Here is a 25,158-nt window from a genome sequence, read left to right on the forward strand (position 1 = left end):
TCCGGACCTGCGGTCTGATGGTTAAAAAGATGTCAGAAAGCCGTTTTTGGCATAGACATGGCGGATCTGGGCGTAAAAACGCAGGCAGTTCCGCAGCAGGGGCAGGGCATCCGGGCGGTGGGTCAGCACGTGGCGGCCAAGGCGGCTGACCATGGCCTTCTCCGCCGGGCCGAGGGTGACCACCCCGCGCACCACCTGTGTCACCTCGTCCTGCAACGGCTGCCACAGCGGCGGCAACGGGGCAGGGCTGGCGGCAGGCGGCGGCCCCTGATAGGGGCCAAGGCGGTTGACCAGCGCCAGAACCCGGTCGGCGAAGGCATCGGGGTGGTACAGGTCCCGCGCCAGCGCGGTCACCCCCTCCAGCAGCGCCTCGGTGGTCATCTGGGCGGGGATGATGTTGGTTGACCACGGTTGCCCGGTGCCATAGGGCTGATCCGGCAGCAGCCGCCCGGACTCCACCATCCGTTTGTGCAGCGGACTGCCGGAAGGGGCGGCCAGAGCCCCCAGCGTGAACACCGGGATCGGGGCATGGCGGGTAAAGGCCCGCTGGCGGTCGAAAATATCCGGGCCGTCGGCATCAAAGCCGACAATCAGGCCGCTGATGACCATGATGTGATGGTCGAGAAACCGCCCGACCATCTCCATCGGATCGGCCTGAAGGTTCTGGCGTTTCCCGGTCTCGCGCAGGCTGTCGGCGCTGGGGGTTTCCAGCCCGACGAACACCGCCTGAATCCCGGCTCTGGCACTCAGGCGCAGCATGTCGGCATCGCGGGCGACGTCGATCGACATCTGGGTGGTGAAGCTGACCGGGCCGTCCGGGCGGCTGTGGTTCCAGTCGATCAGGGCTTCCAGCAGGGCGCGGGCCCGGGCGCGGGTGGCGCTGAAATTATCATCGGCAATGAAGACGGAGCGGTAGCCGTGGGCATACAGGGCGTCCAGCTCCCGCAGTACCTGCGGTGGGTCCTTATGGCGCTGCTTGCGCCCGACATAGGTCGGCACATCGCAGAACTCACAGGGGAACGGGCAGCCGCGCGAGGTCTGGACCGTGCCCATCAGCGCCCGGTGATTGGGATAAAGATCCCAGCGCGGCAGGGGGGAGGCGGCCAGATCGGCGCGGGTCCCGATGTATTCGGCCTGCCAGGTGCCGTCGCGCAGGTCGGCGAACAGCCGCTCCGCAATCTCCTCCACCTCGCCACGCACCAGCACATCGCAGTGCGGGCGCACGTCCTCCGGGGCCAGCGAGGCATAGGGGCCGCCGATCACCACCACCTTGCCGCGTTGCCGGAAGGCCGCGGCCAGCTCCAGCATCCGCCCGACCTGCGGGGTTTTCCCGGTCAGGCCGATCACCGGCTCCGGCGCGTCGAGGTCGACCGGGGTGATCTGTTCGTCACACAGCCGGACCGGCAGATCCGGCGGCACCATGGCGGCAAGGGTCGGCAGGGCCAGATCGGCAACAATCTGCACCCCGCCCCACGCCCCGCCGGGGAAGGAGTCGGCACCGAAATAGGCCTGAGAGTCAGGCACGGGATTGATCAGGTAGAGTCCGGTCATACCCGCATCATTACGGCTGCGGGGGCGGCTGTCACCTGTCTGCGGCGGTCTGACCGTCAACCGGCATTGATGGGAGGCGGGAACATCTGCTCCCGCAGCTCCGGCGGCATCCGGTGGCGGGCGGCGGTCACCAGCATCCGCCCATAGCCGACCCCGCGCGGCCACAGCAGCGGCAGCGGGGTGGCGGACCCGATGAAGGCGGCAAGGGCGTCATCGTCCAGCTCCGGCACCCGGCCATGGGCCTGATACAGGGCGAAGGCCAGAGACAGTTCCTGCCCCCAGAGGAAGACCGCCTGTGCCCCGATGTTGGCCTGTACCGCTTCCATCTCCCTCAGCCGTCCGGCATCGAAAAACGGCAGCCAGTAATCGGCGAGGATCACATCCACCGGATGCGCCGGGTCCGGGGTCCAGCGGGTGGCATCCCCCTGTACCAGCCGCAGCTTGGCGGCGGCCTCCGGCGGCAGTTGTGCGGGCAGGTCGAGGTCTGCCGCCAGCGCATGGATGGCGGGATCAAGCTCGATCACCGTCACCGCCGTCACCGCCGGGTTCAGGGCGGCGTTGGCGGCGGCAATCCCCATGCCGAAACCGAGAACGGCGACATGGCCATAGGCCAGATCACATCCCAGTTCCTGACTTTCGATCTCCACCGGGGTGACCGACATCCAGGCCGTCCGCCCGCGCAGCAGCACGGCGGCATCGGTGACCAGATAAGCCTGTCCCCAGTACCCCTGCATCAGGCCCGCGCCCAGCCGTCGCAGGGTCCAGTCGCCATGGCTGGTCTGCGGGAAAGCAGGGGTCCACAGACCGGATTGGTACAGTGTGGTGGGGGTGCCCCCGGCGGTCAGGGCATCAATCAGGGCCAGATCGGCGGTGGCGGGCAGGGTCATCGGAGGGCCTTACGGAAAGGGCAGGAGAGGGAGAGAGTGTGGAAGTAAAATTAAAAAGTGTAAACAAAGTTATATTCACCCATGAATAGGGTGATGGTGCAGGGGAGAGGGAAGGGGCTTGCGCCCGGCGCGGCAGACCGGTTAGCTGCGCTCAGGACAGAACGGATCAGGAGGCTGCCCCGATGCAGCAGGTGCGGATCAGCGTCGGTGTTGTGCCGCTGGCGCAGGTGGACGCCCCCGGCGAGCGCTGGGCACAGGGGCTGCTGTCGGCGGAAGAGCGCCTGCGCGCAGACCGCCGGGTCCGCGACAGCAGCCGCCGGGAGTTCACGGTGGCCCATGCCCTCAAGCGCCTGATGCTGTCAGAGGCCACCGGCGCTGATCCGCACAGCCTGCGCTTCGCCCCCCGTGATTCCTATGGCAAGCCGATGTTGCTGGGGGAGCCGGAGCTGGATTTCAGCCTGACCCACACCGCCGGGGCGGTGGCCTGCGCCGTGGTGACCGGGGGCGGGCCGGACAGCGGTGTCGGCATTGATCTGGAAGCCGCTGACCGCCGTATAACCCTTGATCTGGCAGACCGGTTCTTTGCCGCCGATGAGACGGCATGGATCCGGGGGCAACCGCAGCCGGAGGCGGCGTTTCTGGCGGTGTGGACCCTGAAGGAGGCCTTCGTCAAGGCCGCCGGGCGGGGGCTGGCACTGGGGCTGACGCTGTTTTCGGTCCGTCCGCCGCCGGGGGAAGGGACTGATCCGCAGCCCGCCCCGCTGCTGCGGCAGGACGGGGACGCCTGTCTGCCGCATCCGGTGCGGTTATGGCAGTGGGTCAGTCCGGGAGGCGTTTCCGCCGGGCACCGGGTCGGGCTGGCGCTGACCGGTCCGGTGGCAGCAACGGCAGAAGTAACGGTCCGGACCGGCTGGCCGGGATTGACCCGGTCCGGGCAGGGCGCCCGGATCGAACAGAAAGGATAAGGCGATGAAACGGTTTGTGGCAAAAGGCATCGCGGCGCTGCTGGCTCTGGCCCCGGTTCCGGCAACAGCCGGGCAGGGCAGCGCCTGGGACTATACCTTCACCGGCATTGACGGGCAGGAGGTGCCATTGCGGCAGTTCGCGGGCAAGGTGGTGCTGGTGGTCAACACCGCCTCGCAGTGCGGCTTTACCCCGCAGTATGAAGGGTTACAGGCCCTGTGGCAGACCTACCGCGACCGGGGGCTGGTGGTGATCGGGGTGCCGTCCAATGACTTCGGCGGTCAGGAGCCGGGCAGTAAGGAAGAGATCAAGACCTTCTGCGAAACCACCTTTCACGTCGATTTCCCGTTGATGGATAAGGCGGTGGTCAGCGGTGGGGCGGCGCATCCGTTCTATCAGTGGGCGGCATCGCAGGTCGGGGCGGTCGGGGTGCCGCGCTGGAACTTCCATAAGTTTCTGATCACCCCGGACGGTCAGATTGCCGACTGGTATTCCTCGCTGACCAAACCGCAGGATCCCAAGGTGGCGGCGGCGATTGAGGCGCTGCTGCCGCAGGTGCGGCGGTGACGGAGGCACCGGCCCCGCCGGACGGGCTGCGCCGGTTACCGGACGGTCTGCGCCGCTGGGTGGCGGTGTTTGAAACCCTCAGCCTGCCGGTGCTGGACACGCTGGAACAGGCGGTGACGCCGGACGTGTGCTTCCGTGATCCGTTTCACGAGGTGCGCGGGGTGGCGGCGGTCCGGCATCTGCTGCGGCAGACCGTCACCCATGCCCCCGATGCCCGCTTTACCGTGCAGGGGGTGGCGCAGCCGGATCCGCATACTGCCTATCTGCACTGGACGATGACCGCCACTGTTCCGGTGCTGGGGCACTGGAGTGTGACCGGCATGAGTGTGGTGCGGCTGGCTGCCGATGGGCGGGTGGCAGAGCATACCGACCACTGGGATGCTTCGGTGCAGTTTTACCGCCACCTGCCGCTGATCGGCCGCCTGCTGATGGCGGTGCGGCGGGCGGTGGCGCGGCGGATGATGGGGGGTTGATGACGGGCTGATGCCCGTCATCAACCTGTCGTTTAGTCCTCAGACGCCGGGCGCGGGCGTCCGCCCGCTTGGCTTACGCGCGAATGGTCGCGCGGGCGCTCAACGCGCCAGTCGGGCCGTTGGCCCTCCATTTGTTTCGTCCCTCCAGACGGGCTTACAGCCCGTCGTCATCCTGCCCCTTAGACGGGCCTACAGCCCGTCGTCATCCTGCCCCTTAGACGGGCCTACAGCCCGTCGTCATCCTGCCACGTGCGGCCGTCGCGTTCGATCAGGGCGACGGCGGCGCTGGGGCCCCAGGTTCCGGCGGCATAGGGCCGGACCGGCTGGTGGGTGGCGGCCCAGCCGGTCAGGACCGGTTCCGCCCACTGCCATGCCGCTTCCACTTCGTCGCGGCGCATGAACAGGGTGGAGTTGCCGCGCACCACGTCCAGCAGCAGCCGTTCATAGGCATCGGGGTAGTGGGTGCCGTAGGTTTCGGCGAAGGACAGGTTCAGCGGGGCCGGGCGCAGGCGCAGGCCGCCGGGGCCGGGGTCCTTGCCCATCAGGTGCAGGGTAATGCCTTCGTCCGGTTGCAGGCGCACCACCAGCCGGTTGGGCTGCACCGGGCCGGAGTCCGCCGGGAAGATGTTGTGCGGCGGCGGGCGGAACTGAATGATGATTTCCGAGGTCCGGCGCGCCAGCCGCTTGCCGGTGCGCAGATAGAACGGCACCCCGGCCCACCGCCAGTTACAGACCTCCGCCTTCAGGGCGACGAAGGTTTCGGTCTCCGAGGTGTCGTGACCCAGATCCTCGACATAGCCATCCACCGCCTGCCCGTCAATCGCTCCGGGGCGGTACTGGCCGCGGACCGTGACCTGTGCCAGCTCGGCGGCGGAAATCGGGCGCAGGGCCCGCAGGATTTTCAGCTTCTCATCGCGGACGGCATCCTGCGTCATGTGTGACGGCGGTTCCATCGCCACCAGACACAGCAGTTGCAGCAGGTGGTTCTGCACCATGTCGCGTAGGGCACCGGTCTGGTCGTAGAACTCCCCGCGCTTTTCCACGCCGACGGTTTCCGCCACCGAAATCTGCACATGGTCAATGTGGCGGGCATTCCACAGCGGCTCGAACAGGCTGTTGGCGAAGCGCAGCGCCAGCAGGTTCTGCACCGTTTCCTTGCCGAGATAATGATCAATGCGGAAGATCTGGTGTTCGGCGAACACCGCGCCGACGGCGGCATTGATGGCGCGGGCCGAGGCGAGGTCGTGGCCCAGCGGCTTTTCCAGCACCACCCGCGCCTGTGGCGTCACCAGACCGGCCTGATGCAGGCGCTGGCAGATAATACCGAACAGCCCCGGGGCAGTGGCCAGATAATAGGCGCGGATCCGCTCCGGGGCCGGAGCCAGAAGATCCGCCAGAACCGGCCAGCCGTCTTCACTCAGGGCATCAAGCCGCACATGCTCCAGCCGGGTCAGGAAGGCGGCCCATGCCGCCGGATCCGGGGTCCCGTGCAGGTGGGGGCGGGCCTGTTCATCGGCCATGGCGCGGAAGGCGGCGGCATTCAGCGGGCTGCGGGACACCCCGATGATGCGCGCCCCGGCGGGGATCTGCCCGGCCAGATCGCGCTGGAACAGCGATGGCAGCAGCTTCCGCATCGACAGGTCGCCGGTGCCGCCGAAAATCACGAAATCAAAACACTCCACCTGCCGGGCCTGCGGGCTGGCGGGGGACCACATCGGGGTGGCGGGCGGCGGGCTGGATGACATGGGGAGTCCTCGGGGCCGGTGGTATTAAATTGGTGTGGCAGGATAGCACCGGTCCGGGGTCCCGCAACCGACATTTTGGTGATAATCGGGGTCTGGATGGCCTTCGGAGGGCGGAAAAAGCAAAGTGGTATTGCCCGGTTTGCCGGATGGTATTTCTCTGGTATGTCTTTCGCTGAGACCGGTTCATTCAGACTGCCGCCGCGGTTCCGGTCCTGTCCGGCGGCCTGTGACGGGGATTCAGCGCCGATGGCGGCACAACAGTATCTGCTGGGGGTTGATGGCGGCGGCACCACCTGCCGGGCGCGGCTGACCGACCGTGACGGCACCGTACTGGGGCAGGGGCTGGCCGGGCCGTGCAACATCCGGCTGGGGGCCGGGGTGGCATGGGCCGAGATCCACCGCGCCTGTGCGGCGGCCTTTGCCGAGGCCAGGGTGCCGCAGGCGGCGCAGGCGCAGACGGTGGCGGTGTTCGGGCTGGCCGGGGCGGCACAGGCGGCCCATCTGGACGCCTTTCTTGATCAACTCCATCCGTTTGCGGCGCTGGACGTCACCGGTGATGCGGTGATTGCCTGCCTCGGCGCTTTTGGCGGTGCCGACGGGGCGATCCTGATCACCGGCACCGGCAGCGCCGGGTTCGGGCTGGTCAACGGGCGGCAGGTCACCGCCGGGGGCTGGGGGTTTGAGATCTCCGATCACGGCAGTGGGGCGTGGATCGGGCGGCGGGCGCTGGAGCTGGCGGTGCTGGGCTGGGATGGTCTGACCGACGCCGGGGTACTGGGCCCGGCGGTGCTGGCACGGTTTGGCGGCAGCCCGTTCGGGGTGGTGGACTGGGCGGGAACCGCCCGCCCGGCCGATTATGCGGCGCTGGTGCCGGTGGTGCTGGAGCAGGCCGCCGCCGGGGATCCGGTGGCTGTGGCCCTGCTGACAGAGGCGGCGGGTCATGCCGCCCGGGTGCTGCGGCGGCTGCGGGATCAGGGGGCGCCGCGTCTGGCGCTGGTTGGCGGTCTGGCCGGGGTGCTGGCGGCGCATCTGCCGCCGCAGGAACGCGGCTGGCTGAGCGACCCCCAGGGCGATGCCCTGTCCGGAGCTCTGATTCTGGCAAAACAGTCTTTGGCAAAACAGTCCTTGGGCCACCGGCAGGAGGAGACACGCTGATGCGCTATGGCCTGACCGGAGCCCGGATTTTTACCGGAGAAGTCTTTGTCGACGGGGCCTGTCTGGAGCTGGACGGCGGGCAGATTGCCGCCGTGCATCCCGCCGGGCAGGAGCCGGAGGGTCTGCCGTGCCGGTCCCTTCCGGCAGGCAGTCTGCTGGTGCCGGGATTTATCGACATTCAGGTCAACGGCGGCGGCGGGGTGCTGTTCAACGACAGCCCGACCCCGCAGGCGCTGGCGGTGATGGTGGCGGCGCACCGCCGGTTTGGCACCACCGGGCTGCTGCCGACCGTCATCACCGATACTCCGGCGGTGACGGAACAGGCGGCCGGAGCGGTCCTGACCGCCCTGACCCGGCCGGGCAGCGGGGTTCTCGGCCTGCATCTGGAAGGGCCGTTCATCAATCCGGCCCGCCGGGGCTGCCACGCCGAGCTGTTTGTCCGCACCCCGTCGGAGCAGGACCGGCAGGGGATGCCGGATCTGGCGCGGCGGCTGGGGCCGGGGCGTCTGTTGCTGACGCTGGCCCCGGAACAGGTTGAGGATGACTTCATCCGGGCGATGGTGGCGGCGGGGGCGGTGGTGTCCGGCGGGCATTCCGCCGCCGGGGCGGCGCGGACCCGGCAGGCGGTGGCGGCGGGGCTGTCCTGCTTCACCCATCTGTTCAACGCTATGCCGCCGATTGCCGGGCGGGAACCGGGGATTGCCGGGGCGGCGATCCTCAGCCCGCAGGCCTGGTGCGGGATCATCTGCGACGGGGTGCATGTTGATCCGCTGACGCTGCGGCTGGTGCTGGCGGCCCGGGGAGCGGAGCGGATGATTCTGGTCACCGATGCGATGCCGCCGACCGGCACCGATGCGGATCAGTTCCGGCTCTATGGCGAAACCATCTACCGCCGCGACGGGCGGCTGGTGACGGCAGACGGGGTGCTGGCCGGGGCGGATACCGATATGGCGGCCTGTGTCCGCAATGCGGTGACCCTGCTGGAGCTGCCGTTGGAAACGGCGCTGCGGATGGCCTCGCTGCATCCGGCGATGCTGCTGGGGCAGGACCGGCAGCGCGGGCGGATTGCTTCCGGTTTTGTCGCGGACCTGACCCTGCTGTCGGCGGATCTGACGGTGCTGGGCACCTGGATCGGCGGCGACTGGGCGACAGGGGCGGCGGATGGCTGAGTCCGAGACCTCCCCCCTGTTATCAGCCGACGATCCGCTGCCGCTCTACCTGCAACTGGCGGCGCGGCTGCGGGCGATGGTGGTGGCTGACCGGGCCGGGCAGGCCGCCGCCCTGCCCAGTGAGCGCGTGCTGTCAGAGCGCTACGGTGTCTCGCGGGTGACGGTGCGCAAGGCGCTGCGGGAACTGGTGGCGGAAGGGCTGCTGCGGCCCCGGCAGGGCGCGGGCACCTTTGTCGCCCCGTCGCCGCACCGGGAACAGCGGCTGTCCGCCCTGATCGGCTTTTCCGAAGACATGCAGTCGCGCGGGCTGGAGGCGGGGACGGTGTGGCTGAACCGGTCGCTGGCGCTGGCAACACCGGAGGAGGCGATGGCGCTGGGCCTTGCCCCCGGATCACAGGTGGCGCGGCTGTACCGGCTGCGGCTGGCGGACGGGGCCCCGATGGCGCTGGAACTGACGACGGTGCCGACCCGCTTTCTGCCCGATCCGGCGCAGGTGACCGGGTCGCTGTATACGGTGCTGCGCCAGAACGGGTTTGCTCCGTTCCGGGCGCTGCAACGGCTGACGGCGGTGATCCTGACCGTCAAACAGGCGCGGCTGCTGGAAGTGCCGGACGGGTCCGCCGCCCTGTCGATTGAGCGGCGGACCATGCTGGAGGACGGGACCCCGGTGGAGCTGGTCCGCTCCCATTACCGGGGGGAAGTGTACGATGTGGTGGTGGAACTGAACCTGACGGATCCGCCCTGAAGCGCCTCTTCCCCTCAGCCGAAACCCGTCAGCGGACCGTAGAGGGACGGGCGGCGGTCGCGGAACAGCCCCCAGCCGAAGCGGCGGCGGCGGAGGGCGTCGAGATCGACGGTGGCGGTCAGCACCCCCGCTTCCGTCCGCCCGGCCTGCGTCAGCAGCCCGCCGGTCTCATCGGCGATGAAGGAGGTACCATAGAAGGTCAGGGCGCAGGAGTCCCACTGTTCGGTGCCGATGCGGTTGGAGGCGGCGACCACCGCCATGTTGGCGGCGGCGTGGCCCTGCATGGTGCGGCACCAGTGCGGCTGGGAATCGATGTCCGGGGCGGTCGGTTCCGACCCGATGGCGGTGGGGTACAGCAGGATATCCGCCCCCATCAGCACCATTGCCCGCGCCGCTTCGGGGAACCACTGATCCCAGCAGATTCCGACCCCGATGGTGCCGACAGCGGTTTCCCACACCCGGAAGCCGGTGTCGCCGGGGCTGAAGTAGTACTTTTCCTGATAGCCGGGGCCATCGGGGATGTGGCTTTTGCGGTACAGGCCCCGCACCGCGCCGTCGGCGTCAATCACCGCCACGCTGTTGAAAAAGCTCTGGTTGGCTTTTTCAAAAAAGCTGACCGGCAGCACCACCCCCAGCTCCCGCGCCAGTGTCTGAAAACGGCTGATCACCGGGTTCCCGGCAAAGGGGCGGGCCAGCTCAAAATACTGCGGTTTTTGCTCCGGGCAGAAATAGGGGGTCTCGAACAGTTCCGGCAGCAGGATCAGCTTTGCCCCCTGTGCCGCCGCCCGGCGGACCAGCGCCTCGGCGGTGTCAAGGTTGGCGGGCAGGTCCCAGCTACAGGCCATCTGGGTGACGGCAAGGGTCAGGGCGGTCATGGGCGGCCTCCGGCAACGGTTTCAAAGCCTTGCAGCACGTTGACGGTGTTGATCCCCAGATCTTCCACCGCGTAGCCGCCTTCCATCACGAACAGGGTCGGCAGAGTAAGGCCCGCCAGCAGGCCGCCGTAATCCAGATAATCCGCCGCCGTCAGCTTGAAGAAGCTGATCGGATCCTGTTCGTAGGTATCCAGCCCCAGCGAAATCACCAGCAGGTCCGGCGCATAGTCACGGATGCGGTCAAGGGCCTGTTCCAGCGCCTGTTTCCACACGCTGTACGGGGTGCCGGCCGGCAGGGGGTAATTGGCGGTGAAGCCTGCGCCGTCGCCGCTGCCGGTCTCATCCTCCCACCCCATGAAATAGGGATAGGCCTGATCCGGGGTGCCGTGCAGGGACAGGAACAGCACATCGCTGCGGTCGTAGAAGATCTCCTGTGTGCCGTTGCCGTGGTGGAAATCCACATCCAGAACCGCCACCCGCTGCGCCCCCCGGTCCAGCGCCGCCTGTGCGGCGATGGCGGCATTGTTGAGGAAGCAGTAACCGCCGTACTGGTCCTTCGGGGCATGGTGCCCCGGCGGGCGGCACAGGGCGAAGGCGGCGCGGTCCCCGGCCAGCACCGCATCCAGCGCGGTCAGGGCGGCCTGTGCACTCCAGTAGGCGGCTTCCCACGTGCCTTCAACAATGCCGGTTTCCCCGCACAGGGCGTGGTAGCCGACGCGGGCTTCGATATGGCTGCTGGGGCGGCGGAATGGCATGGTTCGGCCCGGCCACACGCTGGGGGTCACCTGCCCGCTGAATCCGGCGGCGGTCCAGTCGGCCCAGACGGTCTGGAGGAACTGCACATATCCGGCATCATGAACGCGCAGGATCGGCTCAAGGCCATGGTCCGCCGGGGTGTTGACCGGCCCCAGACCGACCTCCCGCAGGCGGGCCAGCACGTATTCCGCCCGCTGCGGGCATTCAAACGGTTCGACGACGGTGCCGCCGAAGGGTTCGGCGTGGGCATGGTGAAGGGTATGACGATCCGAATAGACGGTCAGCATGGGCATGATCCACGGTGAGGGGGAGGGAAAGGGGGCCGGGGAATAAAGCCCCCCGGTGGGGCCGGATCCGGAACGGTGTCCTGATCCCACAGACGGGTTACGGCAACAGGCGGATTACTGGAACAGACGGGTCCAGACCCGGTCCCGCAGCTTGACCGCCTGATCGGAACAGACCGGCTGGAATACGGTCTTCACCGTGGCGGGCGGATTGATTTCCGGGGCGTCGCGCAGATCCGGGCTCAGGAAGGCCTGACTGCCCTTGATGCCGTTGGAATAGCGGGCAAAGTTGGACTGGATGGCGATGTTTTCCGGCTTCAGCATGAAGTCGATGAAGGTCAGGGCATTTTTGACGTTCTTTGCCGTCTTCGGCACTGTCAGGTTATCCATGAAGGCCAGCACGCCTTCCTTCGGATAGACATAGGTGATGGTGGGCCGCACATCCCGGGCCCGCTTGGCAGCACCGTTCCAGATCATGTGCATGGCGACCTCTCCGGCGGCCAGACGCTCGTGGATCCCTTCCGAGCTGTAGATCTTCACCGCCGGTTTCTGACCGGCCAGAAGCTCTTCCACCTTCTTCAGGTCCTTGGGATTATCGTCACACTGCGGCAGGCCGAGAGCGATAGAGGCGACGGCGACCACCTCTTCCGGGGTCTTGAACATGCCGATGTTGCCGCGCAGTTCCGGCGGCGGGGTGAACAGCAGGCTGGCGCTGTCGGTCGGCCCCTTGTAGACGGCGGTATCGACGGCGAAGGAGGTGGTGCCCCACATCCACGGCACGGTGTAGCGGTTGCCGGGGTCCCATTCCGGGTTCCGCCACTTCTCGTCAATATTGGCGTAGTTGCTCAGCTTCGGGGCGTCGATCGGTTGCAGCAGGCCGTCCTTGATCATGATCGGCACAAAGTTGTGCGACGGCACCACGATGTCATAGGCGGCATTCCCGGCCTTCATCTTCGCCAGCAGGGTTTCGTTGGAGTCATAGACATCCAGCGTCACCTTGATGCCGGTTTCCTTCTCGAACTTGGCGAGGACCTCCGGGGCGGTGTAGTCCGACCAGTTGTAGATGAACAGTTCCTCCGCCGCGGCGGCAGGACCGGCAGCGGCCATAAGCGACAGGGTCAGAAACGACAGGGGCAGGGCGGCGGTCAGGGTCTTCTTCATCGGTGGGCTCTCCTGTTCATGCCTCCGCTTGGGCGGGGCGTTTCTTGTCAGGCAGGGTCTTGGCTCAGGAAGGGGGTCAGCGGCGGCGGGTCAGCAGGTGGGACAGGGTCACCACCCCCACCGACACCCCCAGCAGGATGGTGGAGATCGCATTGATTTCCGGCGAAACGCCCAGCCGCAGCATGCCGTAGATGTACAGCGGCAGGGTGGTGGCCCCCGGTTCGGCCACCATCATGGTGATGATGAAGTCGTCGATGGAGGTGATCAGCGCCAGCAGGGCGCCGGAGACAATGCCCGGGGCCAGCAGCGGCAGGGTAACGGTGCGCAGGGTTTGCCACGGGGTGGCGTAGAGGTCCCGGGCGGCCAGCTCGATGCTTTCATCCATCCGTTCCAGCCGGGCGCGGATCGGCAGATAGGCAAAGGGGATGCAGAAGGCGACATGGGCGAGGATGATGTTGCCCAGCCCCAGCGACAGACCGATGGCGGAGAACAGCAGCAGGGTGGCGACGGCGGTGACGATTTCCGGCACCACCAGCGGGGTCATGATCAGGCCGCCGGTGACTTTCCTGCCGAAGAACGGCACCCCGCGCTTCATCGCCAGGGCGGCGGCGGTGGCAACCACGGTGGCAATGGCGGTGGCGCAGATGGCAACGGTCAGGCTGTTCAGGGCGGCGCGCTGGATCTGGCTGTCGGCGGCGATTTTGGCATACCACGTCAGCGAAAAGCCGCTCCACACCGTGCCGGAGCGGGTGGCGTTGAAGGAAAACACCACCAGCAGCACCAGTGGCGCATACAGATAGGCGAAAAACAGCCAGGTAAAGCCCCGGAAGCCGGGCAGATCGGTGATTTTGCGGGTCTTGCGGGCCATGTCAGTGCCCCCCTTCGGCGGCGGCGCGGGCCTGCCGCGCGGCGGAGACGGTCAGGGTCAGCATCACCAGCGCCAGCAGCACCAGAGCCAGCGCCGCGCCGAACGGCCAGTTGCGGGACGAGGTGAACTGAAGCTGGATCAGGGTGCTGATCATCAGTTCCTTGCCGCCGCCCAGCAGGTCGGGGGCGACAAAGGCACCAAGGCAGGGGACGAACACCAGAATCGACCCGGCCACCAGCCCCGGCATCACCAGCGGCAGCACCACATGGCGCAGGGCACCCCACGGGCCGCAGTAGAGGTCGCGGGCGGCCTCCACCAGCCGGAAGTCCAGTTTCTCCAGCGAGGTGTACAGCGGCAGCACCATGAACGGGGCATAGGTGTAGACCAGCCCGAACAGGATGGCCCCTTCGGTATACAGCAGCTTCAGCGGCTGATCGGTCAGGCCGCTGCCCTGCAACACGGTGTTGATCATGCCGGTGTCGCGCAGGATCAGCACCCAGCTGTAGGTGCGGATCAGCAGATTGGTCCAGAACGGGATGGTGATCAGGAAGATCAGCAGGGTCCGCTGTTCCGGCGGGCGGGTGGCGATGAAATAGGCCACCGGAAACCCGACGCACAGGGTGATGGCGGTGGCCAGTCCGGCAATCCGCAGCGACCGCCACAGGATGATCATATAGGACGGATCAAAGGCCAGCGAGTCGTCGAGATCGCGGTCAAACAGCAGCTTGATGTAGGCTTCCGCCGAAAAGTGGGGCAGCACGCCGCCGAAGCTGTTGGCTTCCATCAGCGAATAGGCGGCCATGATGACCATCGGCACGACCATCAGCACGCCGATGATCAGCAGGGTCGGGGCAATGCCCAGAAGGGTGGCGCGGTGGGGCGTCATGGCGGGCCTCAGTCCAGCAGGGTCTTGGCGGCATCGGGGGCGATCCGCAGGAAGCCGCGTTCGCCTGCCGTCAGGATCGGGTCGCCGTTGATGCGGTTTTCGCAGCGCGACCGCAGCATCACGCCGCCGTCCAGCTCCACCAGATAGTCGGTGGCATCGCCCTGATAGACGATGGTGCGCACCGTCATGCCGATGCCCTCTTCCACCGGGGTGTCATGCACCGACAGTTTTTCCGGGCGCAGGAACAGGCTGACGCTCTGGCCGGGGCGGGCGGCCCCGGCATCGCGGGCGATCAGGCGGTATCCGCCGGGCAGGCCACAGTGGGCGCGCCCGTCTTCCAGCCCCTCCACCGAGGCGGTCAGGAAGTTGGCATCGCCGATGAAGTCGGCGACAAAGCGGGTGGCCGGGTGTTCATAGATCACCTGCGGGGCGTCAATCTGCTGGACCCGGCCTTCCGACATCACGGCGATGCGGTCCGACATCGCCAGCGCCTCTTCCTGATCGTGGGTGACGAAGATGAAGGTCACGCCGGTCTGCTGTTGCAGGGTTTTCAGCTCCATCCGCATCGCCTGCCGCAGCTTCAGGTCCAGCGCCGACAGCGGTTCGTCCAGCAGCAGAACCTTGGGGCGGGGGGCCAGCGCCCGGGCCAGTGCCACCCGCTGCTGCTGCCCGCCGGACAGCTGGTGCGGTCTGCGCCCGGCATGGCTGGACAGTTTGATCATCTCCAGCATCTCCGCCACCCGGCGGGTGATGTCGGCGGCGGGCATCTTCAGGCGGCGCAGCCCGAAAGCGACGTTCTCGGCCACCGTCATGTGCGGAAACAGCGAATAGTGCTGGAACACAGTGTTGATCGGGCGGCGGTCCGGCGGCAGGGCGGTGATATCGGTGCCGAACAGCTTCAGGGTGCCGGCGGTGATGTCCTCAAACCCGGCGATGATCCGCAGCAGGGTGGTCTTGCCGCAGCCCGACGGCCCGAGGAGGGTAAAGAATTCGTTGGGACGTATATCCAGTGACACATTGTGCAGTGCAGTAAAAGATCCGTATTTCTTGACGACATCGATAATCTCGACGGCCTGCGGCATGCGGATGATCCCTCCGTTCCGGTGGCCCCGGCAGGGGGCCGATATCGAACCTGAACCGAGGCTACGGAGAATTTCCGGTGGAAAGAATACCCCCTCAGGGTTATTTTGATCACAATTCACCGGTTATCGGGGGTAGGGGTGATGAAGGAGTGGGCTGGGCGCGAGTTTGCTGAAAAACTGGGCAGTATGATTGCCACGGTTCGCGGGTCGTCCTTTCCCGTCCATCTGCGGGAGTTCATCCAGTCACAGATCGCCTTTGATAATCTGGTTATCGTTGTTTTTCAGGAGGATGCTCCGCCGGTTGATCTCTATTACTGGATTCCGGACCGAGAGGGGTTCCGCTATGAAGAGCAATACTTGAAATTATCTTACACTCTTGACCCGTTCTTCCGGAAAGCGCAGGCGAAGGAGGAAGGGGTGTTTCTGATCGGGGAGATTGCCCCCGACCGCTTTTTCCAGAGTGAGTATGGAAAGTCTTATTTCTCCTGCGTGCGGATGCTCGACGAGCTGGGACTCGTCAGTGCCGGGGGGGATGGCTGTTACATCAACCTGTCACTGGGGCGGCAGCGCGGGTCCGGGCGGTTCAGCCGGGCGGAAAAGCGCTGGCTGGATGATATTTCCCCGGCATTGGCCCCGCTGCTGCGGATCTATGCCGAAACCCGGATGGCGCGGATGGATCCGCCCGCAGAGTCCGGTGCCGCCGCCAGTCTGGAGGAGCGGCTGTGCCGTCTGAAGCCCCAACCCGGGATTACCGAGGCGCTGACCCACCGCGAGGCGCAGGTGATCGCGCTGGTGATGGGCGGCCATTCCAATGTGTCGATCGCCCAGTGCATGGGCATCAGCCGCCTGACGGTGAAGGTCCACCGCAAGCATGCCTATGCCAAGCTTCAGGTGTCGTCGCAGGCCGATCTGTTCCTGAAGATCATGCCAATGCTGGAAGGGGCCGGGCGTCCGCCGCAGCGGCCGGTTTCATCGTCCGCTCTGGCGGCACCGGGCGTGCTGTAGGCGGGCTCTGCCTGCCCGGCCTTGGGGATTCCGTATGAAATTTTTTTAAGGCTCCCGGCGCTTTTCCGCGCAGGATCGGATGACGACGTCCGTATGAGTACAGGGTTACTATACTCTATTCGGAGATCATTATTTTGTTGATGCAATTATAAAAATGAAAGTGGTTTCTTCAATGTCTTTGGCGTTTAGAAATAATTAACCATCTGTGCGTCAATTGAGTGTTCAGACGCATCAGCGGAACTTATTTCTCTTTCTTATCATACTCTAACGCAGGGTGTGACAGATCCGGGGCACACCGGAAGATCATTAAAAACGGGAAACGGCGTCGGGGGGCGTCAGGGATGTTGCGGCGGGGCCGCGACAGGCCGTGAAGGTGAGGATTGTGAGCCGAATGACCTTGGATGAGCTTGCCGCTCATATGCGGGTTTTGCAGGGGGCGGAACGGACTCTGCGTGTGGCCCGCCGTCTGTTTGCCCTTGGCTGCGCCCTGTTCTATTCTGCAGTCTCTGCCCTGTGGTTTCTGGTTTACCATGCCCCGGCCGGGCAGACCGTGCTGCTGTGCCTCGGCCTTGTCCTGCTGGCGGGGGCCCTGCCGGTGATCCCGGGGGCATGGCTGGCCCGCCGTCGCCTGTGGAAGCGCCGCAACCGCCTGCACAGTGTCCTGTTTGCGCAGGGGCTGCGGGTGGATGAGGCCGGGCGGGTGGTGACCAACGAGCCGCATCCGACGCTGGTCTATGACCGTGCAATGACCGGGGACCGCGCGACCGGGCTGGCCGGAGGGGCGCATGACGGTTCAGCGCCCGGTTGCCCCCACTGTCCTGTCGCCGTCCGGCCTGTCGGTGCCGACACCGCCCGGTCCGGGGCGGCTGTGGACGGTTCTTGGCTGGTCTGTCGCCCTGCCTGCCCTGCTGGTGCTGGTGGTGGTGCCGATGGACTGGCCGGGGCAGATGCTGTCGATGGTTGCCGTCATCGGGGTGCTGTGGGTCTTGCGGACCTTTCCCAATGATGCCCCCGGCAGCGCCGCTGCGCCTGTTGGTGCTGCTGCTGACGGCGGTGATTTCCCTGCGCTATATCGCCTGGCGCGGGATGTTCACCCTCAACAGCTCCACGCTGTTCAGCACGGTTCTGGCGGTGCTGCTGTATCTGGCCGAACTCTATTCGGTGGTGATCAGCCTGCTGGGGGCGCTGGTCAATTCCACGCCGCTGCGCCGCCCGGCGCTGACGCTGGCTGACCTGTCGCCGGGGACGGTGCTGCCCAGTGTGGATGTGCTGGTGCCCAGTTACAACGAACCGGCGGAGATGCTGGAAGTCACGCTGCGGGCGGCCTTGCGGATGCGGTATCCCGGTGGTCGGCTGCGGGTTTATCTGCTGGATGACGGCGGGACGGATGCCAAGGTTGCCCAGCCGGACCCTGAGAAAGCCGCCGCCGCTCTTCAGCGCCGGGCCGTGTTGCAGGCGCTGTGTGCCCGGCTGGGGGCCTTCTATCTGACCCGGCCGGAAAACAGTCATGCCAAGGCGGGCAACATCAATCACGCCCTGCGCCACACCGACGGCGAGCTGATCGTGATCCTTGATGCCGACCACGTGCCGACCGGGGATTTTCTTGACCGCACGGTGCCGTGGATGGTCCGCAGGCCGGAGGTGTTTCTGGTCCAGACCCCGCATTTCATGATCAATCCGGATCCGATTGACCGCAATCTGTTGCAGTCGTTCCGGCGGATGCCGTCGGAAAATGACATGTTCTACCAGACGATCCAGAAGGGGCTGGATTTCTGGGCCAGTTCGTTCTTCTGCGGGTCGGCGGCGCTGCTGCGCCGGGCCCCCCTGATGGCGATCGGCGGACTGGCCGGGGAAACCATCACCGAAGATGCCGAGACCGCGATCACCCTGCACGGGCAGGGCTATCACTCGGTGTATCTCGACCGGCCGATGGTGGCGGGGCTGAACCCGGAGACCTTCACCGCCTTCGTGATCCAGCGCATGCGCTGGGCGCAGGGGATGACCCAGATCCTGCTGCTGAAGCGGCCGTTCATGCACCCGGGCCTGACGTGGTACCAGCGGGTCGGCTACATGAGTTCCCTGCTGTTCTGGCTGTTCCCCTTCGCCCGGCTGATTTTCATTTTCTCGCCGCTGGCCTATCTGATTTTCGGTTTTGATGTCTACAACGCTTCCACCATGCAGATTCTGGCCTATACGGTGCCGCATGTGGTGGCGGGCTACATCATGTCCGACATGCTGTTCGGGCGGACCCGCTGGCCGCTGATCTCGGAAATCTATGAACTGATGCAGAGCATCTTTTCGCTGCGGGCGCTGATTCAGGTGGTGGCCAATCCCCGGCATCCGTCCTTTGTGGTCACCCCCAAGGGCGACACGCTGGAGGAGGAGTTCATCTCGCCGCTGGCAAAGCCGTTTTACTGGCTGTTTGCCGTGGTCGGTATCGGTTTTGCCTTCGGAATCTGGCGCTTCATCGACGATCCGGTGACGCGGGATATGACGACGGTGGTGCTGGTCTGGAATACCCTGAACTTCCTGACCCTGACCGCCGCTCTGGGGGCGCTGGTGGAGCGGCGGCAGCGCCGGGCCTCCCCCCGGATGCCCGCCCAGCAGTCCGGCACCGTGCTGGCCGCGGGGGCGGAAATGCCCTGCGAGATTGACGACCTGTCGGCGGGCGGGGCCCGTCTGCTGATTGATCCCGCCGCGCCGCAGGCACCGAAGCGGGGGGAGATTATCCGGCTGTCTGCCCCCGCCCCGCAGATGGGCCGGACCGTGACCCTTCGCTGCGAGGTCTGTTCGGCCTTTCCGGTCCGGCGGAAGCTGGCGCTGGGAATCCGCTTTGTTCCTGCCACGGAGGCGGAGGCCTCTGACGCCGTTGCGCTGGCCTTCGGCGACAGTGCCCGCTGGCAGTTTTTCCTTGATCGCCGGATCCGGCCGATCCCGTTCACCACCGCCCTGTCGATGATCCTTGGCCTGATCTGGCAGCCGGTGCTGATGCACAGCCGGATGTTTTTCGCGGCTGTCCGTTCCACCTGTGTCTCGCTGCTCCGGCAAGGATCCGCCCATGAGTAATGTCTCCCGCCCGTTGACCGTCCTTGCCGCCGGGATCGTTCTGGCGCTGTCGGTGGTCCGGCCGTCTCTGGCTCAGACAGCGGTTCCGGAGGGACCGGCAGCCCTCTCGGCCCGGCTGGAGGATGTGACGGTCCGCCCGAAGGGGGCGGTGCCGCTGTCGGCGTTCTCGCCACAGCCGGGGCTGCTGCGGCTGCGCGATGAGGCCGGGGAGCAGGCCTTCTTCATTCCGCTGGCGGCGACGGCGGTGGTGCGGGATATGATCCTGACCCTGCGCTACACCAATTCCGTCGCCCTGCGGCCGGAGCGGTCGGTGCTGGCGGTGCGGCTGAACGAGGCGACACTGGCGCAGATCCGGCTGGATCCGGCCCAGCCCTCCGGCGAAGCGCGGATCCGCCTGCCTGCCGATGGCTGGCGCAGCGGCTTCAATAAACTGACACTGGCGGTGACCCAGCATTACGCCGACAGCTGCGAGGATTCGGTGGCGCCGGAACTGTGGACCGAGGTCGATCTGTCGCAGTCCTTCCTGTCCTATGATCTTGGTCCGTTGACCCGTCCGCTTCTGCTGTCGGATCTCAGCGCCCTGTTCTTCCCCGGTCTGGGCGGCCAGCGGGAGGTGACCCTGCTGCCCCCGCCGGGGGCGGGGGCAGACCGTCTGCGGTCGCAGGCGCTGCCCTCTGTCGCACAGGCGCTGGCCCTGCGGCGGCAGTTCGCGCCGCTGGAGGTCCGGCAGCGCGACTGGTCGGGGTCGGGCCTGCCGACGGATGTTTCCGGGGCGGTGCAGGTGGTGGTCGGCCTGCCGCAGGATCTGGCGCAGGTGTTGCCACCGCAGGCCCTGCCGGTGGTGGATGGGCCGAAGGTGGCGATCAGCGGTCTCGGCGATGGCCGGGCCCGGCTTCTCGTGACGGGCCGCACCGAGGACGAGGTGATTGCCGCCGCCCGGTCGCTGACGGTGATGGATGACGCCCAGACCCCGGATTCGCAGGCAACCTTCCCGCAGGGCGGGCTGACGGCGGCCCCGCTGCCGCTGGATGGCCGGGTCAGCATGATCGGGGGCAAAAGCTACCGCTTTCAGGCGCTGGGGTTCCGCACCGCCACGGCGCGGGGCAAGGGATCGCACCAGATTTCCGTCCCGCTGCCGATGGCCCCGGACTATTACACCTATGAAAACGCCAAGGTCACCCTGAAGCTGGATTTCTCCTACGGGGCCGGGATGGGGGCCGGATCGGTTCTCAACTTCCGGGTCAATGACGAACAGATCCACGGCCATTCCATGGGCAACCCGGACGGCGGCAGCTTCCGCGATTACCTGATCACGTTTCCGGTTAACCTTCTGAAGCCGGGGGCCAATGCCCTGAACATTGATATCAGCAGTCAGCCGCCGGTCAGCGGCGGCGAATGCGTCGGCAGCCGGGGGCGGCATCTGCTGGTGCAGGTGTCGGAGAATTCGGTCATCACCCTGCCGGAGGCCGGACGGGCAGCGGCCCTGCCCGATCTCGCCCGCTTTGCCACCTCCGGCTATCCCTATGCCGGGGGCGATGGGCGGGCGGCCGGGGCGGTCTACGTCGGTTCGGCGGATCTGATCGGACCGGCGCTGACGCTGATCGGGCGGATGGCGCAGGTGGCGCACGGGCCGGTGGACGGTCTGGCGGTGATCACCGGTCTGCCGCAGCCGTTGCCGGGGCAGGCGCTGGTTCTGGCCACCACCGCCCAGTTGCAGCGGGATGATTTTGCCGCATGGGCGGCATCCCTGTCGAAGATCCGGTCGTGGCCCTACCGCGCCTTGCAGGATCTGCGGACCGCCGCCACCGGGCCGGAGCTGTCTCTGGGCAGCCTGCGCGGCCTGATCAGCCGCGCGGACAGTGGTCCGGCAGTGCCGGACGGGGAATGGGTGCAGCAGAAAAGCAGTCTGGGGGACCGGGCGGTGATGACGGCCCTGCGCAATCCGGCGGGACAGGACGGGGCCCTGCTGACCGTGGTGGCGGCAGAAACCCCGGCGGTGCTGGCGGCGCGGATCGCCGATCTGGTCGGTCCCGGCCTGTGGGGCCAGATGCGCGGTGACCTGATTGCCTGGGGCCAGAAGGATGAGGCCCTGTTCAGCATGCAGGTGTCCGAGCCGTATCAGGTCGGGCGGGATGATCCGCTGCTGCTGCTGCGCCTGACGCTGTCGACCACGCCGTGGTACTGGCTGGGCGGGGCGGTGGCGGTGTGCGGCTTGATCACCCTGCTGCTGTGGCAGATGATCCGGCGGCGGCGCAAGCGCTTTATGGAGACGCAGTGATGGGACGGGCCTGTCTGCGGTTGGTGGGGATGGTGATGGCCTGTCTGACCCTGTCCCTTGCCGGATGCTCCGATTCGCCGGGGCGGCTGGACCGGGCCCTGTGGGACGACTACGCCCGGCGGTTTATCTCCGCTGACGGGCGGGTGACCGATGCCGACAGCGGCCCGCCGGGCATCACCCATACCGAGGCGCAGGGCTATGGCCTGCTGCTGGCCGAGGCGGCGGGGGACCGCCAGACCTTTGACCGGATCTGGCAGTGGACGCAGAAAACCCTGCGCCGCCCGGACGGACTGTTTTCGTGGAAGTTTGGTCCCTGCGGTCAACCGGCGGGCTGTGTGCTGGATGCCAACAATGCCAGTGACGGCGACATTCTGATTGCCTGGGCCCTGTTGCGGGCCGGGCGGGCGTGGGACCGGCCCGACTATGTGGATGCCGCCCGCGCGATCAGTATGGCGGTGGCGGAGCACCAGACCGTGCAGGCCGGGGCGCTGACCCTGCTGTTGCCGGGCCGTGACGGCTTCGTCAGCGGGCAGGCGGTGGTGGTCAATCCGTCGTACTGGCTGTTTCCGGCCTTCCGGGATTTTGCGATGGCCTTCGGGCATCCGGCGTGGGATGCCCTCAGCCGGTCGGCGCTGACCCTGCTGCGGCAGGGGCGGTTTGGGGTCTGGGGCCTGCCGCCGGACTGGATGCAGGTGGAAAACGGGGCGGTGGCGCTGGCCCCGGATCAGCCGCCGCAGTATGGCTTCAACGCGGTGCGGGTGCCGTTGAATCTGGTGTGGGGCGGGCAGACTGATCCGGCGCTGCTGGCTCCGTTCCGGGCCTTCTGGAGGGCCCCGCGCAGCGGGCCGGTTCCGGCATGGGTGGACCTGCGCAGCGGGGAAACCGCCCCCTACGGCTGGCAGACCGGCATGGCGGCGGTGGCGGCCCTGACTGACGGGCAGGCGGATTTGCCCCGGCCCGGCGGGGGGGATGGATATTATGCGTGGAGTCTGGCCCTGCTGGCCCGGGTGGCGCAGGCGGACCTGCGGGGAGCGGGTCCGGGACGATGAGAAAGATCCTGACGGTTTCGGTAGCCCTGTGCTGTCTGCTGCTGCCCATTCCGGGGCAGGCGGAGGACGATCAGCTCGGCCAGCTTCTGGATGACCGCAAGCGGCCGCCGGAGGCCGTGCCGGTGCCGGTGGTGCCGTCGCTGCCGCAGGTGCAGACCCGCCCGGATCCGGGAGCGCCACAGGTGCGGTCCCGGCCGTCGCTGCTGCTGCCCCCGGTGCGGGAGGCCCTGCCGGAGGAGGCTCCGGCGGTGGAGGTTGACACTACCGGCCTGTGGTTCCTGATCCGCCGGGGTGATCTGGCGGCGGCGCGGGCCGATCTGATGCGGCTGCGGCGGCAGAACCCGGCGTGGTCGCCCCCAGTGGATCTGCTGACAGCGCTGAGCCCGCCGGAGCGGGGTCCGGCTGTGGCCTCCGGGTCCCGTCCGGCGGAGTCTGCCGCCCGTGCCGAAGCCCGGGGCTGGCAGGCGCTGGCCGCCGGGCAGCCCGATCAGGCCCGCCGCTGGTTCACGCAGGCCGGGGCATCGCTGTCTGCCCGCGAGGGGTTGGGGCGGGCGCTGGTGGCACTGGATGATCTGGCGGCGGTGCGGGGGCTGGTGGCGGCAACGCCGGTGCTGGCGGCCCGTCTGGCCGAGGCGGCGCTGGGCCGGGCCTTGGACGGAATTGACGCAGGGGATGGCCTGTTTCTCAGCCGCGACCGTCTGGCACTGGCGACGGAGCTGGGGCGGGCGGAGGCGTGGGAAACCGCCGGATGGCGCTGGCTGGGGCAGGGGCTGCCCGGTCCGGCGGCGGCGGCCTTCGCCCGTGCCGGGGACGGTGAGAACGCCCGGTTCGGGCAGGTGCTGGCCGAACGGGCGCAGGGCCGCGCCGATATCGCTGAAGATCTGGCCTGCCGGGGGACCACCCTGTCGGCCCGTCTGGCTGCCGCCTGTGCCGATGCGCTGGCGGACCGACAACTGGCCGCCTATCAGGCCGGGGACTATTCCGCTGTGCTGGCTCTGGCGGAGCGGATCAGCCAGACGGCCCCCGACCGGCGCGGCCCGCAGGAGCTGAAGGCGTGGTCGCTGCTGCGGCTGAACCGCCCGGCAGAGGCCGCTGATCTGTTTGACCGCCTGTATGCGGCGACCCCGACCCCGGCGCTGGCCCGGGCGCTGGCCCAAAGCCTGACGGCGGCGGGGCGGGGGGCGGAGCTGCGGCAGCGGGCGGCGGCGGGAGACCGGCTGCTGGCCGGGATCGTCCATGCGCAGGGGGTGGCCACGGCGTGGGGCCGCAAACAGTTTGACCTTGCCGCCCGTCACGCTGATGCCCTGTTGTCCGATTAACCCCAGTAAGGAAAGCTGTTCCGTGATGACCAAGACCGCTGCCCTGTTGTCTGCCCTCGCCCTGCTGTCGGCGGGGCCTGCCGTCGCCCAGAGCCTGCCGGAGGCGGTGCCGGATCTGGCGGAGACGCTCGGCGATCTGGGGGGATCCCTGTCGGCGCTGGCCGGGCGCAGCGACTGGATGGCCGGGGGTGGGATCGAACAGCGTTCCACCAACGGCACCAAGGGCGAAGGCAACCTGCACATCACGGCGCAGCGGGCTTATACTGAAGGTATGGTTGATGACTGGCGGCTGACCCTGATGGTGGTTCAGGCCGAGGTCAACAGCGGCTTTACCGCCGGGGCGATCGGGCGGCGTCCGGCCGGGGCGGAGCAGTCCGGCCCGCAGGCCGAGGCCGATGTGGTGTTCCCCAGCCTGACCCTGCGGCAGGAAAACGATGACCGCACCACGGTGCTGCGCCTGACCTCCACCCCCGTTGGCGGATCGGTGTCGGCGCGTCCGGCGGGGCGGGTGGAAACCACGCTGTACGGATCGTCGGTGATTGTCGGCGGCAGGCTGTTTGCCGAGCCGGTGGTGTCGAGCCTGCTGTCCTACACCGGGATGCGGGATCCGGTCAGTGGCCGGTCGTGGGGCCGGGTGATGGATATGGGCGGCGGGGCACAGGCGATCTGGCTGCCGTGGGACGGGGTCGGGATCGGCCTGAGCGGCGAGGCGGCGGCCTTGCAGGGGCAGGATGTCAAGGACAACACCCGTTTTTCCACCCGGCTGGATCTGTCCTATGACCTGAAGCCGGAGGGGTTCGACCATCTGCGGGTCGGGCCGTTTGTGTCCTATGCCACCTTCGCCAAGAACCTCAGTCATTACAGCTGGGGGCATGGCGGCTATTACAGCCCGTCGCAGGACCTGCGGGAGGGGATCGGGATTGATGCCCTGACCACCGAAGGGGAACGCTGGCAGGTGGAGGCCAAGGCCTCGCTGGCCCTGACGCAGGCGGAGGAAGAGGCTGCCCCCCGCTATTGGGAAAACGGCGGCACGGCAGGCGGGGTGTATCAGGGCAGCAGCACCGAAGGCCTGAGCACGCAGGTGTCGCTGCGGGCCAGTGCCCTGCTGGGGGATCACCTGATCCTGTCGGGGTTCAGCCGCTATCAGGCTGCTCCGCAGTACAACGACATTGCCGTCGGGGCGTTCCTGACCATTCCGTTCTCGGCCCGCAGCGGCGTGTTCAGCGCCGACCTGCCGGACAGCGTGTTCGCCCCGTTCCGCTGAGGCGGTCTGG

The 25,158-nt window shown here is 67.3% G+C and carries 22 protein-coding genes; 13 read left to right on the plus strand and 9 right to left on the minus strand.

Annotated elements, in window-relative coordinates:
* Positions 1-21: 21 nt before the first annotated feature.
* Both FHS48_RS13540 and FHS48_RS13545 read right to left on the minus strand, forming a co-directional pair.
* Positions 22-1,551, minus strand: a complete 1,530-nt coding sequence (locus FHS48_RS13540; protein WP_184264105.1) for a B12-binding domain-containing radical SAM protein — start codon at positions 1,549-1,551, stop codon at positions 22-24.
* 56 nt (positions 1,552-1,607) lie between these two features.
* A complete protein-coding gene (locus FHS48_RS13545) occupies positions 1,608-2,438 on the minus strand; it encodes a polyamine aminopropyltransferase (RefSeq protein WP_184264106.1) in 831 nt (276 codons plus the stop codon).
* Positions 2,439-2,620: 182 nt separating this feature from the next.
* Between FHS48_RS13545 and FHS48_RS13550 the strand changes: the two genes are divergently transcribed.
* Genes FHS48_RS13550 through FHS48_RS13560 form a run of 3 tightly spaced genes read left to right on the plus strand, consistent with a single transcriptional unit; the run spans position 2,621 to position 4,441 of the window.
* Positions 2,621-3,403: a 4'-phosphopantetheinyl transferase family protein gene (locus FHS48_RS13550; protein WP_184264107.1), complete on the plus strand. Its 783-nt coding sequence runs from the start codon at positions 2,621-2,623 to the stop codon at positions 3,401-3,403.
* A 4-nt stretch (positions 3,404-3,407) separates the two neighbouring features.
* Positions 3,408-3,968: a glutathione peroxidase gene (locus FHS48_RS13555; protein WP_184264108.1), complete on the plus strand. Its 561-nt coding sequence runs from the start codon at positions 3,408-3,410 to the stop codon at positions 3,966-3,968.
* A complete protein-coding gene (locus FHS48_RS13560; protein ID WP_184264109.1) occupies positions 3,965-4,441 on the plus strand; it encodes a nuclear transport factor 2 family protein in 477 nt (158 codons plus the stop codon). Before FHS48_RS13555 ends, FHS48_RS13560 begins: the two co-directional genes overlap by 4 nt.
* A 224-nt stretch (positions 4,442-4,665) precedes the next feature.
* On the opposite strand, the gene zwf is transcribed toward FHS48_RS13560, so the two are convergent.
* Positions 4,666-6,186 carry a glucose-6-phosphate dehydrogenase gene (gene zwf / locus FHS48_RS13565; RefSeq protein ID WP_416046513.1) on the minus strand — a complete coding sequence of 507 codons (1,521 nt, stop codon included), beginning with the start codon at positions 6,184-6,186 and terminating at the stop codon, positions 4,666-4,668.
* A 246-nt stretch (positions 6,187-6,432) separates the two neighbouring features.
* Between zwf and FHS48_RS13570 the strand changes: the two genes are divergently transcribed.
* From FHS48_RS13570 to FHS48_RS13580, 3 genes are read left to right on the plus strand one after another with little or no spacing between them, the layout of a single operon-like run.
* Positions 6,433-7,341 carry a glucosamine kinase nucleotide-binding domain-containing protein gene (locus tag FHS48_RS13570; RefSeq protein WP_184264110.1) on the plus strand — a complete coding sequence of 303 codons (909 nt, stop codon included), beginning with the start codon at positions 6,433-6,435 and terminating at the stop codon, positions 7,339-7,341.
* Complete coding sequence (nagA, locus tag FHS48_RS13575; protein ID WP_184264111.1) at positions 7,341-8,510, plus strand: N-acetylglucosamine-6-phosphate deacetylase; 1,170 nt, start codon at positions 7,341-7,343, stop codon at positions 8,508-8,510. The genes FHS48_RS13570 and nagA overlap by 1 nt, the downstream gene beginning before the upstream one ends.
* Complete coding sequence (locus tag FHS48_RS13580; protein ID WP_184264112.1) at positions 8,503-9,255, plus strand: GntR family transcriptional regulator; 753 nt, start codon at positions 8,503-8,505, stop codon at positions 9,253-9,255. Before nagA ends, FHS48_RS13580 begins: the two co-directional genes overlap by 8 nt.
* Before the next feature lie 14 nt (positions 9,256-9,269).
* Here FHS48_RS13580 and aguB read toward each other — a convergent pair whose 3' ends face one another.
* The 6 genes from aguB to FHS48_RS13610 all read right to left on the minus strand — a co-directional run bounded on the left by aguB (position 9,270) and on the right by FHS48_RS13610 (position 15,167).
* Positions 9,270-10,130 carry an N-carbamoylputrescine amidase gene (gene aguB, locus FHS48_RS13585; protein WP_184264113.1) on the minus strand — a complete coding sequence of 287 codons (861 nt, stop codon included), beginning with the start codon at positions 10,128-10,130 and terminating at the stop codon, positions 9,270-9,272.
* Positions 10,127-11,173, minus strand: a complete 1,047-nt coding sequence (locus FHS48_RS13590; protein ID WP_184264114.1) for a histone deacetylase family protein — start codon at positions 11,171-11,173, stop codon at positions 10,127-10,129. The genes aguB and FHS48_RS13590 overlap by 4 nt, the downstream gene beginning before the upstream one ends.
* Positions 11,174-11,287: 114 nt before the next feature.
* Entirely contained in the window at positions 11,288-12,331 is a 1,044-nt protein-coding gene (locus FHS48_RS13595; RefSeq protein ID WP_184264115.1) for an ABC transporter substrate-binding protein, read from the minus strand.
* Between the two features lie 76 nt (positions 12,332-12,407).
* The gene (locus FHS48_RS13600; protein WP_184264116.1) at positions 12,408-13,199 is read right to left on the minus strand and encodes an ABC transporter permease; all 792 of its coding nucleotides are present in this window, start codon (positions 13,197-13,199) and stop codon (positions 12,408-12,410) included.
* A 1-nt stretch (position 13,200) separates the two neighbouring features.
* Positions 13,201-14,085, minus strand: coding sequence for an ABC transporter permease (locus FHS48_RS13605; RefSeq protein ID WP_184264117.1), 885 nt, complete (start codon positions 14,083-14,085; stop codon positions 13,201-13,203).
* Between the two features lie 8 nt (positions 14,086-14,093).
* The gene (locus tag FHS48_RS13610; protein ID WP_184264118.1) at positions 14,094-15,167 is read right to left on the minus strand and encodes an ABC transporter ATP-binding protein; all 1,074 of its coding nucleotides are present in this window, start codon (positions 15,165-15,167) and stop codon (positions 14,094-14,096) included.
* 141 nt (positions 15,168-15,308) lie between these two features.
* Between FHS48_RS13610 and FHS48_RS13615 the strand changes: the two genes are divergently transcribed.
* From FHS48_RS13615 to FHS48_RS13640, 7 genes are all read left to right on the plus strand, one after another.
* Positions 15,309-16,172, plus strand: coding sequence for a helix-turn-helix transcriptional regulator (locus tag FHS48_RS13615; RefSeq protein ID WP_184264119.1), 864 nt, complete (start codon positions 15,309-15,311; stop codon positions 16,170-16,172).
* A gap of 391 nt (positions 16,173-16,563) precedes the next feature.
* On the plus strand, positions 16,564-17,178 hold the full coding sequence (locus FHS48_RS19930; RefSeq protein WP_221443512.1) for a hypothetical protein: 615 nt from the start codon (positions 16,564-16,566) through the stop codon (positions 17,176-17,178).
* On the plus strand, positions 17,175-19,238 hold the full coding sequence (gene bcsA / locus FHS48_RS13620; RefSeq protein ID WP_221443513.1) for a UDP-forming cellulose synthase catalytic subunit: 2,064 nt from the start codon (positions 17,175-17,177) through the stop codon (positions 19,236-19,238). Before FHS48_RS19930 ends, bcsA begins: the two co-directional genes overlap by 4 nt.
* Positions 19,231-21,516 (plus strand): cellulose biosynthesis cyclic di-GMP-binding regulatory protein BcsB, encoded by a 2,286-nt coding sequence (locus tag FHS48_RS13625; RefSeq protein ID WP_184264120.1) that lies wholly within the window; start codon positions 19,231-19,233, stop codon positions 21,514-21,516. Before bcsA ends, FHS48_RS13625 begins: the two co-directional genes overlap by 8 nt.
* Positions 21,516-22,565 carry a glycosyl hydrolase family 8 gene (locus FHS48_RS13630; RefSeq protein WP_184264121.1) on the plus strand — a complete coding sequence of 350 codons (1,050 nt, stop codon included), beginning with the start codon at positions 21,516-21,518 and terminating at the stop codon, positions 22,563-22,565. Before FHS48_RS13625 ends, FHS48_RS13630 begins: the two co-directional genes overlap by 1 nt.
* Complete coding sequence (locus FHS48_RS13635) at positions 22,562-23,884, plus strand: hypothetical protein (RefSeq protein WP_184264122.1); 1,323 nt, start codon at positions 22,562-22,564, stop codon at positions 23,882-23,884. Before FHS48_RS13630 ends, FHS48_RS13635 begins: the two co-directional genes overlap by 4 nt.
* A gap of 25 nt (positions 23,885-23,909) precedes the next feature.
* Positions 23,910-25,148 carry a cellulose synthase subunit BcsC-related outer membrane protein gene (locus FHS48_RS13640; protein WP_184264123.1) on the plus strand — a complete coding sequence of 413 codons (1,239 nt, stop codon included), beginning with the start codon at positions 23,910-23,912 and terminating at the stop codon, positions 25,146-25,148.
* Positions 25,149-25,158: the final 10 nt, after the last annotated feature.

The sequence above is a fragment of the Novispirillum itersonii genome (assembly GCF_014205675.1).
GTDB lineage: Bacteria > Pseudomonadota > Alphaproteobacteria > Rhodospirillales > Rhodospirillaceae > Novispirillum > Novispirillum itersonii_A.

Bases quoted from the DNA above. Each gene is read 5' to 3' on its own strand.
- FHS48_RS13540 (WP_184264105.1), bottom strand. From the start codon at position 1,551: ATGACCGGACTCTACCTGATCAATCCCGTGCCTGACTCTCAGGCCTAT.
- FHS48_RS13545 (WP_184264106.1), bottom strand. From the start codon at position 2,438: ATGACCCTGCCCGCCACCGCCGATCTGGCCCTGATTGATGCCCTGACC.
- FHS48_RS13550 (WP_184264107.1), top strand. From the start codon at position 2,621: ATGCAGCAGGTGCGGATCAGCGTCGGTGTTGTGCCGCTGGCGCAGGTG.
- FHS48_RS13555 (WP_184264108.1), top strand. From the start codon at position 3,408: ATGAAACGGTTTGTGGCAAAAGGCATCGCGGCGCTGCTGGCTCTGGCC.
- zwf (WP_416046513.1), bottom strand. From the start codon at position 6,186: ATGTCATCCAGCCCGCCGCCCGCCACCCCGATGTGGTCCCCCGCCAGC.
- FHS48_RS13570 (WP_184264110.1), top strand. From the start codon at position 6,433: ATGGCGGCACAACAGTATCTGCTGGGGGTTGATGGCGGCGGCACCACC.
- nagA (WP_184264111.1), top strand. From the start codon at position 7,341: ATGCGCTATGGCCTGACCGGAGCCCGGATTTTTACCGGAGAAGTCTTT.
- FHS48_RS13580 (WP_184264112.1), top strand. From the start codon at position 8,503: ATGGCTGAGTCCGAGACCTCCCCCCTGTTATCAGCCGACGATCCGCTG.
- aguB (WP_184264113.1), bottom strand. From the start codon at position 10,130: ATGACCGCCCTGACCCTTGCCGTCACCCAGATGGCCTGTAGCTGGGAC.
- FHS48_RS13590 (WP_184264114.1), bottom strand. From the start codon at position 11,173: ATGCTGACCGTCTATTCGGATCGTCATACCCTTCACCATGCCCACGCC.
- FHS48_RS13595 (WP_184264115.1), bottom strand. From the start codon at position 12,331: ATGAAGAAGACCCTGACCGCCGCCCTGCCCCTGTCGTTTCTGACCCTG.
- FHS48_RS13600 (WP_184264116.1), bottom strand. From the start codon at position 13,199: ATGGCCCGCAAGACCCGCAAAATCACCGATCTGCCCGGCTTCCGGGGC.
- FHS48_RS13605 (WP_184264117.1), bottom strand. From the start codon at position 14,085: ATGACGCCCCACCGCGCCACCCTTCTGGGCATTGCCCCGACCCTGCTG.
- FHS48_RS13610 (WP_184264118.1), bottom strand. From the start codon at position 15,167: ATGCCGCAGGCCGTCGAGATTATCGATGTCGTCAAGAAATACGGATCT.
- FHS48_RS13615 (WP_184264119.1), top strand. From the start codon at position 15,309: ATGAAGGAGTGGGCTGGGCGCGAGTTTGCTGAAAAACTGGGCAGTATG.
- FHS48_RS19930 (WP_221443512.1), top strand. From the start codon at position 16,564: ATGACCTTGGATGAGCTTGCCGCTCATATGCGGGTTTTGCAGGGGGCG.
- bcsA (WP_221443513.1), top strand. From the start codon at position 17,175: ATGATGCCCCCGGCAGCGCCGCTGCGCCTGTTGGTGCTGCTGCTGACG.
- FHS48_RS13625 (WP_184264120.1), top strand. From the start codon at position 19,231: ATGAGTAATGTCTCCCGCCCGTTGACCGTCCTTGCCGCCGGGATCGTT.
- FHS48_RS13630 (WP_184264121.1), top strand. From the start codon at position 21,516: ATGGGACGGGCCTGTCTGCGGTTGGTGGGGATGGTGATGGCCTGTCTG.
- FHS48_RS13635 (WP_184264122.1), top strand. From the start codon at position 22,562: ATGAGAAAGATCCTGACGGTTTCGGTAGCCCTGTGCTGTCTGCTGCTG.
- FHS48_RS13640 (WP_184264123.1), top strand. From the start codon at position 23,910: ATGACCAAGACCGCTGCCCTGTTGTCTGCCCTCGCCCTGCTGTCGGCG.